We start from the raw sequence: 7,558 nt of genomic DNA, 5'->3' as shown, positions 1-7,558 counted from the left end.
CCACCATCAATCAAGAGTAAATCAGGCAACATGGCTTTTTTATAACGACGAGTCAGCGCTTGGCGCATTGCGGCATAGTCATCACCCGCGGTAATGTCTTGAATTGAAAACTGACGATAATCGCGCTTACGAATGCCACCGCTGTCAAACACGACACACGAAGCCACGGTTTCTTCGCCCATGGTATGTGAGATGTCAAAACATTCGATCCGATCAATCGGACGCCCCACCACTTGTTCAAGTTGATGGAAACGCTCATTCAGCTCAAAGTGATTGGCCAATTGTCCTTTGATCGCATGCTGCACATTCATCTGTGCCAGTTCCAACCATTCTGCACGTGTCTCACGCACGCTATGCTTAATCTGTACTTTCTTATCAAACTGTTGTTGTAGCGCCTGTTCCAGTTCTTTTCGATCGGGCAGTTCGACATTGACGATCAATTCTTTCGGCACTTCATCTGCCACTTGGAAATAAAAGTTCGCCATGAAGTCAGCTAGCATTTGCCCCAAATCATCTCCAAGCATATCTGGAAAATAACTTTTACCTCCCAACATTTTGCCGTTGCGCACATGCATGATCTGCACGCAGGTCACCCCTGCCTGATAAGCAATCGCTAAAATATCCGCTTCACCTTTGAGTTTATAAATGGCTTGTTGTGATTGGACATCCCGCAATAGCGCCATACGGTCACGGTAAAACACCGCTTTTTCAAACTCTAAGGCTTCGGCTGCTTGCTCCATTTTCGCAATCAGTTCTTGATTCAGCTCTTTGGTGTCCCCTTGTAAAAAACGAATCGAGTTATCGACATCATTTTTATACTCTTCGGGACTAATGAGTCCCACACACGGCGCTGAACAACGTTTGATTTGATATTGCAAACAAGGACGCTTACGCTGCGAAAAATAACTATTTTCACACTGGCGAACATTAAACAGTTTTTGCAAAACCAACAAAGTATCCCGTGCATTATATGCACTCGGATACGGTCCAAAGAACTTCCCAACTTGGTGTTTGCCTTTGCCCCGACCCGATGCAATCCGTGGATACGGTTTGTCGGCAGAGACAAAGATATAGACATAGGACTTATCGTCCCTAAGCATAATGTTATAGGGTGGACGATGTAGCTTAATCAGGTTTTGTTCAAGCAGCAGTGCTTCAGTTTCAGAACGAACGACTAAGGTTTCGATGTCATAAATCCGCGCCACCAAAGCCTGCGTCTTCGGATGCTCAATGGTTTTGACAAAATAACTGGAAACACGATTTTTTAAATTTTTCGCTTTGCCCACATACAGCAGTTCACCGTCTTTACCGAGCATGCGGTAAACGCCCGGTAATGTGGTCATATTGGCTAAAATTTTTTCGATATGTTCTCGTGCGTTTTCGTTCACAATACGTTCAAACCTCGGAGCACTGATGGGCTGATATGGATAGATTTCTGACTTTTTAAGCAGGGAAATTATAGTCAGGACCGTTCACGACTTAATAACATCCACGACTTCTGCTGAAGCGTCTGGGGTTTCAGCTACGTATACTCTTTCTGTACAACTAAAACTTGCCCATATAAATCAAGATGTTCATCTCCCCAGGCTTTAAGTGCCAATAAGATGGGGCGTAAACTACGCCCCAAAGGGGTTAAGCTATATTCTACCTTGGGTGGCACCTGCGGATATACTTCCCGATGAAGCATGCCATCTTCCTCGAGTTCCCGTAGCTGATTGGTCAGCATCCGTTGGGTCACATTCGGTATTCGTTTTCGAATCTCACCAAACCGTAAGGTGTCTTCAGTCAACAAATGCCATAAAATAATACTTTTCCATTTCCCATCCAAAATCCCAATTGCTGCCTCGACCGAACATCCTAGACTACAGTTAAAGCGTGAATGCTTTGCTTTACCCATTTCAACAGTATCCTTTTTTACACTATATGCAGAATTTAACCGTATATAGCATTTTTAAAACTACGATAACATTTTCAGCATAAACCCAATTTGAGATGAAAACTATGAAAGCTGTTGGATATTTACATGCTGGTTCTGCCGAACAATTACAAGATATTGAAGTCGATATACCCAGTCCTCAAAATAGAGAAGTCTTAGTGGCAATAAAAGCCATTTCTGTAAACCCCGTCGACTGTAAAATCAGAACCCGAGTCTCACCTGAACATGGACAGTCCAAGATTTTAGGATGGGATGCTGCTGGTGAAGTCGTCGCTGTCGGTCCAGACGTGGAAAACTTTAAAGTAGGCGATCAAGTGTGGTATGCAGGTGATTTGACTAAAGCAGGCAGCAATGCTGAATTTCATGTGGTCGATGAGCGTATTATCAGTCTAAAACCGCATAACTTATCTTTTGCTGAAGCTGCTGCCATTCCGCTGACCGCGATTACCGCATGGGAAATGCTATTTGATCGACTTCAAGTACAACAACATGATGCTGCAAATGAGTCAATTCTAATTATTGGTGCTGCTGGTGGTGTAGGATCTATCGCCATTCAATTACTCAAAGCTAAAACCCAATTACAAGTCATCGCTACAGCCTCCCGTCCCGAGAGTCAAGCATGGGTTAAACAATTGGGGGCAGATATCGTGTTAGATCATCACCAATCTCTAGTTGAGCAAATCCAAGCTCAGAATTTACCTGCTCCACGTTATGTTTTCTCAACGACACATACTGACCACTACTTAAGCCAAATTGCAGAGTTAATTGCACCGCAAGGTCAGTTGGGGCTCATTGATGACCCTGAGCAGCTCGATATTCGCTTACTGAAACGTAAATCTGTTGCGATACATTGGGAGTTTATGTTCACACGCTCCATGTTCCAAACCTCTGACATACAAGCGCAAGGACACTTATTACAACAAGTTGCAACCTTAGTCGAAAGTCAAAAAATCCATAGTACACTCAAGCATATAATGGGACGTATTAATGCGGAGAATATGCGCCAAGCACATGCTGCCATCGAGTCGGAACACACTCAGGGAAAAATTGTATTGGCTGATTTCTAAGATCAAAAAAGCCCTCGTACATCATCGCATCGAGGGCTCTTAAATTGCGCTTGACCTAGTATCAAGCGCTTTGTTGTAGCGCCTGTATGAATTTCTGCTGATCTTTGGGTGAAACCAAAACAGATTTCACAGTTCCATCTTTTTGATAATCTACTTTGAGGCGATCTAAGGACAGTGCTGGTGAAGAAACCGAGTTATTACTTGGGCTGACTTTTTGAATATCTGCCAAAGGAATAGTCCATTTCAAAAACATACTGGTAATCACCAAACAATTTTGCTCAATTCGATATTGAGTATTTACAACAGGCCACCATAACACGGCAATTGTGAGGACATAGGTCACCGTGTGAATTGGATACTGTGACATTGTACCTTTGGCATACATTGTGAATAACAACTGTAGCAACAGACCTGTCATGGCAATAATAAATCCAATCACCCACCAGTCTTTTTTTGAACGAAATTTTTGCATATTTCCCCCTAATTTATGCTTATCTTACACAAAAATATCTCGCTTGTAAGATCATAAAATCAAAACCTTGGCCCATAAAAAAACGCCTCGAAAGACGTTTTTAAATTCCCCATATATCAAAAAATATAAGGGCAAACAAAAATCAGGAAAAAAATGCCAAGCATCAAGAACCATTTTAAAAAATAATACAGTTGGCGGTTGGTTTGTTTTAAAGCTTTGGCTTTGATCCGCACTTGATAGACATAACCAAAGACTTTATTTAACCCACCTGTTTGATCGCCAGCTTCATTTGGAGAGCTGGCTGCGGTCATGACTTTTTTACCAAACCAATGGTTAAACTTTTGCATAAAGCGTGTTTTTAAAGGACGCTCGACATCAGCAAAGAAAATAATGCGATTCTGATCCGTAGTGTTTTCGGCATAGTGAATATAAGTTTCATCAAAGACTACACTTTCACCATCACGCCATGAATAGCGCTGACCATCCACATCAATAAAGCAGCGGTCATCGTTTGGTGTGAGCAAACCCAAGTGATAACGTAATGAACCTGCATAGGGGTCACGGTGACGAACTAAACGGCTGTCGGGAGCCAGTTCGGTAAACATCGCAGCTTTAATGGTCGGCAAGGTTTTCAATAACGCTGTGGTTTTTGGACACAGCTCCGTAGCAGATGGGTGTGCCGAGTCATACCATTTTAGATAAAAGCGTTTCCAGCCTGTTTTAAAAAAGGAGTTAAAGCCTAAGTCATCATAACTACTTGATGCTTTAATACCGCCTTTTTCATATAAAGCTTTCGCTTCATCTCGAATCATTTCCCAGTTTTCATCCAAGACTTTTAAATCTTGAAAATGCTGGGTCTCGATATACGGCTGATTCGGTACTTTTGAAAACATGTACATGAGGTAATTAATCGGCGCAAGAATCGTTGAGTGATCGAAAAATTGACGATAAAACGAGTGACGAACTTTCCCACGTTGCTGAATATAAAGGGCAGAAAGAATAAAGATCGCCAGAATGATCCACTTAATCATATAAAAACCTGAAAGCGAATAAAAAGACTAGAGTAGGAGAAGACCTAAAAGTGATCTGATATCTATTTTAACATAAGCCGCAAAATACAGCCTATTTCATGTTTTTCGGAACAAGTTTTCAAGCTTTTCAATCAAACTAGATTTCTCAAAATTGACTGAATTGCCCAAAATAACAATAAAATATGAACGAAAATAAGAATAACTTCTGCATCTTATTTTCAAATACTTGTCATTAAAAACATGAAGTGAAACAAAAGCTTCATTATATTGAAGCACAATCAAGCAAAAGCACTGCACATAAACATAGAAAACAATTGAACAAAAATAGATGACCCTTGCGTCACGGCTTGATACAACTTGTTATGTTCTTTTTCGATATAGTTATCGTAAGATTGGCGGAGCATAGATGTACGTAGGAATGACGTACTCGCTTCACAACATCAACTTAGAAGTCCTCCAAAATAAAGGAGATCAGGCATGATCCACGCTGGCAATGCCATTACCGTCCAAATGCTTTCGGACGGAATTGCAGAATTCCGCTTTGACTTACAAGGTGAGTCNNGAGTCGGTCAACAAATTTAACCGTACAACGATTGAAGATTTCAAAGCCGCGATTGACGCTGTTAAAACAAACAGCGACATCAAAGGTTTAATCGTTACTTCGGCTAAATCTACATTTATCGTTGGCGCAGATATTACTGAATTTGGTGCAAACTTCGCTCAAGGCGAACAAGCGATTGTGGATTGGGCATTGCCTGTTCACGACATCTTCAACGCATTTGAAGATTTAGAGATTCCTAAAGTTGCTGCGATCAATGGTATGGCATTGGGCGGTGGCTTTGAAATGTGTCTCGTATGTGACTATCGTGTGATGTCAGAAGCGGCTCAAGTCGGTCTTCCTGAAATCAAACTAGGCATCTTCCCTGGTTTCGGTGGTACGGTTCGTTTAAGCCGTCTCATTGGTATCGACAATGCAGTTGAATGGATGGCCATGGCTAATCCTAAAAAACCAGCTGCTGCACTGAAAGATGGTGCGGTTGATGCAGTGGTTGCTGCGGATAAACTCCAAGACGCTGCAATTGACTTGGTTAAACAAGCCCTTGCTGGCCGTGTAGACTGGAAAGCAAAACGCCAAGAAAAACTTGACCCAGTTAAATTGAACCCAATCGAACAAATGATGGCGTTCAACTCGGCGAAAGGTGCAGTACTTGCAAAAGCAAATCCTGCTCAATACCCTGCGCCTAAACTTCTTCTTGACTCATTACAAGCTGGTGCAAGCCTTCCACGTAATGAAGCACTGCAAGCTGAAGCAGCTGGTTTTGCAAAAGCAGCGATTACACCACAAGCAGGTGCATTAATTGGTCTATTCATCAATGACCAAGTGGTGAAGAAAACTTCGAAGAAATATGAAAAAGGTGCGCACCCTGTAAACCAAGCGGCTGTTCTAGGCGCGGGTATCATGGGTGGCGGTATTGCTTACCAAGCGGCAAGCAAAGGCACACCAATCATCATGAAAGACATTGGTAATCCACAACTTGCTTTGGGTATGAAAGAAGCAAATGGCTTACTGACCAAACAAGTTGAACGTAAGAAGATGAAACCTGCTCAAATGGGTGAAACTCTTGCGCGCATCCGTCCTACTTTAAGCTATGACGAGTTTAAAGAAGTGGACATCGTGATTGAAGCGGTGACTGAAAATCCAAAAGTAAAAGGCATTGTACTTGCTGAAACTGAGAAGAATGTTCGTGACAACACGATCATTGCTTCAAATACTTCAACAATTTCAATCACACGTTTGGCTGAAAACCTACAACGTCCTGAAAACTTTGTCGGTATGCACTTCTTTAACCCAGTACACATGATGCCATTGGTAGAAGTGATCCGTGGTGAGAAGACTTCGGCTGAAGCGATTGCGACTACTGTAGTTCTTGCTCAGAAAATGGGTAAAACACCAATCGTTGTAAACGACTGCCCTGGTTTCCTTGTAAACCGCGTATTGTTCCCTTACTTCGGTGCATTTGACCTTCTATTGAAAGACGGTGCTGACTTCCAACAAGTCGACAAAGTCATGGAAAAATTCGGCTGGCCTATGGGTCCTGCTTACTTGATCGACGTGGTGGGTATCGACACGGGCGTTCACGGTGCAGAAGTCATGGCTGAAGGTTTCCCTGACCGTATGAAGCCAGACTTCAAAGGTTCAATCGAAATCATGTACGAAAACAAACGTTTGGGTCAAAAGAACGACGTTGGTTTCTACAAATACGAACTTGACCGTAAAGGCAAAAAAGCCAAAGTGGTTGATCCAACTGCGTATGAGCTTGTTGCTACTGTGGCAACTGCGGAAAAACGTGAGTTTGATGCTCAAGAAATCATTGACCGTATGATGCTGGCTTTCTGTAACGAAACTGTTCGTTGCCTAGAAGACAACATCGTAGCGACTGCTTCTGAAGCAGACATGGCGATGATTATGGGTGTAGGTTTCCCTCCATTCCGTGGTGGTCCATGCCGTTACATCGACCAAACAGGTGTTGCTGAATACGTTGCGCTTTGTGACAAATATGCACACTTAGGTAAGGCTTATGAAGCGCCGCAAATGTTGCGTGACATGGCTGCTAACAACAAAAAATTCTACGGTTAAGGAGCAACGTGAATGGCTACTTTAAATCCACGTGACGTTGTCATCGTTGATGGCGTACGTTCAGCAATGGGTAAAACCAAAAACGGTATGTTCCGCAATGTACGTGCTGACAGCTTATCGGCTGAATTGGTTCGTGCTTTAGTTGCTCGTAACCAGTTTGACACCAATGAAGTTGAAGACCTGATCTGGGGCTGTGTAAACCAGACTCTAGAGCAAGGGATGAACATTGGCCGTAACATTGGTTTATTGGCTGATCTTCCGAAAACTGTGGCAGGTCAAACGGTTAACCGTCTTTGTGGTTTATCTATGCAAGCGCTTCACACCGCTGCTGCACAGATTGCAACCAACCAAGGTGATATCTTCATCATTGGTGGTGTAGAGCACATGGGTCACGTAGGGATGATGCACGGCATC

The 7,558-nt window shown here is 42.8% G+C and carries 5 protein-coding genes and 2 pseudogenes; 3 read left to right on the top strand and 4 right to left on the bottom strand.

What is annotated here, in order from left to right; translation table 11 throughout:
* Both uvrC and B4F08_RS05215 read right to left on the bottom strand, forming a co-directional pair.
* Window positions 1–1,388, bottom strand: a 1,388-nt coding sequence (uvrC, locus tag B4F08_RS05220) for an excinuclease ABC subunit UvrC (RefSeq protein WP_291373601.1), incomplete at its 3' end; no start/stop codon positions are given.
* Between the two features lie 134 nt (window positions 1,389–1,522).
* On the bottom strand, window positions 1,523–1,897 hold the full coding sequence (locus B4F08_RS05215; RefSeq protein WP_291373599.1) for a winged helix-turn-helix transcriptional regulator: 375 nt from the start codon (window positions 1,895–1,897) through the stop codon (window positions 1,523–1,525).
* A 104-nt stretch (window positions 1,898–2,001) separates the two neighbouring features.
* Here B4F08_RS05215 and B4F08_RS05210 point away from each other — a divergent pair, with 104 nt between their 5' ends.
* Window positions 2,002–3,003, top strand: coding sequence for a zinc-binding alcohol dehydrogenase family protein (locus tag B4F08_RS05210; RefSeq protein ID WP_291373597.1), 1,002 nt, complete (start codon window positions 2,002–2,004; stop codon window positions 3,001–3,003).
* 61 nt (window positions 3,004–3,064) lie between these two features.
* Here the strand turns inward: B4F08_RS05210 and B4F08_RS05205 are convergent, their stop codons facing one another.
* Both B4F08_RS05205 and lpxO read right to left on the bottom strand, forming a co-directional pair.
* On the bottom strand, window positions 3,065–3,475 hold the full coding sequence (locus tag B4F08_RS05205) for a PH domain-containing protein (RefSeq protein WP_086209715.1): 411 nt from the start codon (window positions 3,473–3,475) through the stop codon (window positions 3,065–3,067).
* A gap of 116 nt (window positions 3,476–3,591) precedes the next feature.
* A complete protein-coding gene (gene lpxO, locus B4F08_RS05200) occupies window positions 3,592–4,506 on the bottom strand; it encodes a lipid A hydroxylase LpxO (protein ID WP_291373595.1) in 915 nt (304 codons plus the stop codon).
* Between the two features lie 477 nt (window positions 4,507–4,983).
* Between lpxO and fadB the strand changes: the two are divergent.
* Window positions 4,984–7,144 (top strand): annotated as a pseudogene (fadB, locus tag B4F08_RS05195) (fatty acid oxidation complex subunit alpha FadB).
* 12 nt (window positions 7,145–7,156) lie between these two features.
* Window positions 7,157–7,558 (top strand): annotated as a pseudogene (gene fadA / locus B4F08_RS05190) (acetyl-CoA C-acyltransferase); the annotation flags it as partial.

The organism is Acinetobacter sp. UBA6720 (genome assembly GCF_002454215.1).
GTDB lineage: Bacteria > Pseudomonadota > Gammaproteobacteria > Pseudomonadales > Moraxellaceae > Acinetobacter.
This window is presented reverse-complemented; position numbering and strand designations above follow the sequence as displayed.

Bases quoted from the DNA above. Each gene is read 5' to 3' on its own strand.
- B4F08_RS05215 (WP_291373599.1), bottom strand. From the start codon at position 1,897: ATGGGTAAAGCAAAGCATTCACGCTTTAACTGTAGTCTAGGATGTTCG.
- B4F08_RS05210 (WP_291373597.1), top strand. From the start codon at position 2,002: ATGAAAGCTGTTGGATATTTACATGCTGGTTCTGCCGAACAATTACAA.
- B4F08_RS05205 (WP_086209715.1), bottom strand. From the start codon at position 3,475: ATGCAAAAATTTCGTTCAAAAAAAGACTGGTGGGTGATTGGATTTATT.
- lpxO (WP_291373595.1), bottom strand. From the start codon at position 4,506: ATGATTAAGTGGATCATTCTGGCGATCTTTATTCTTTCTGCCCTTTAT.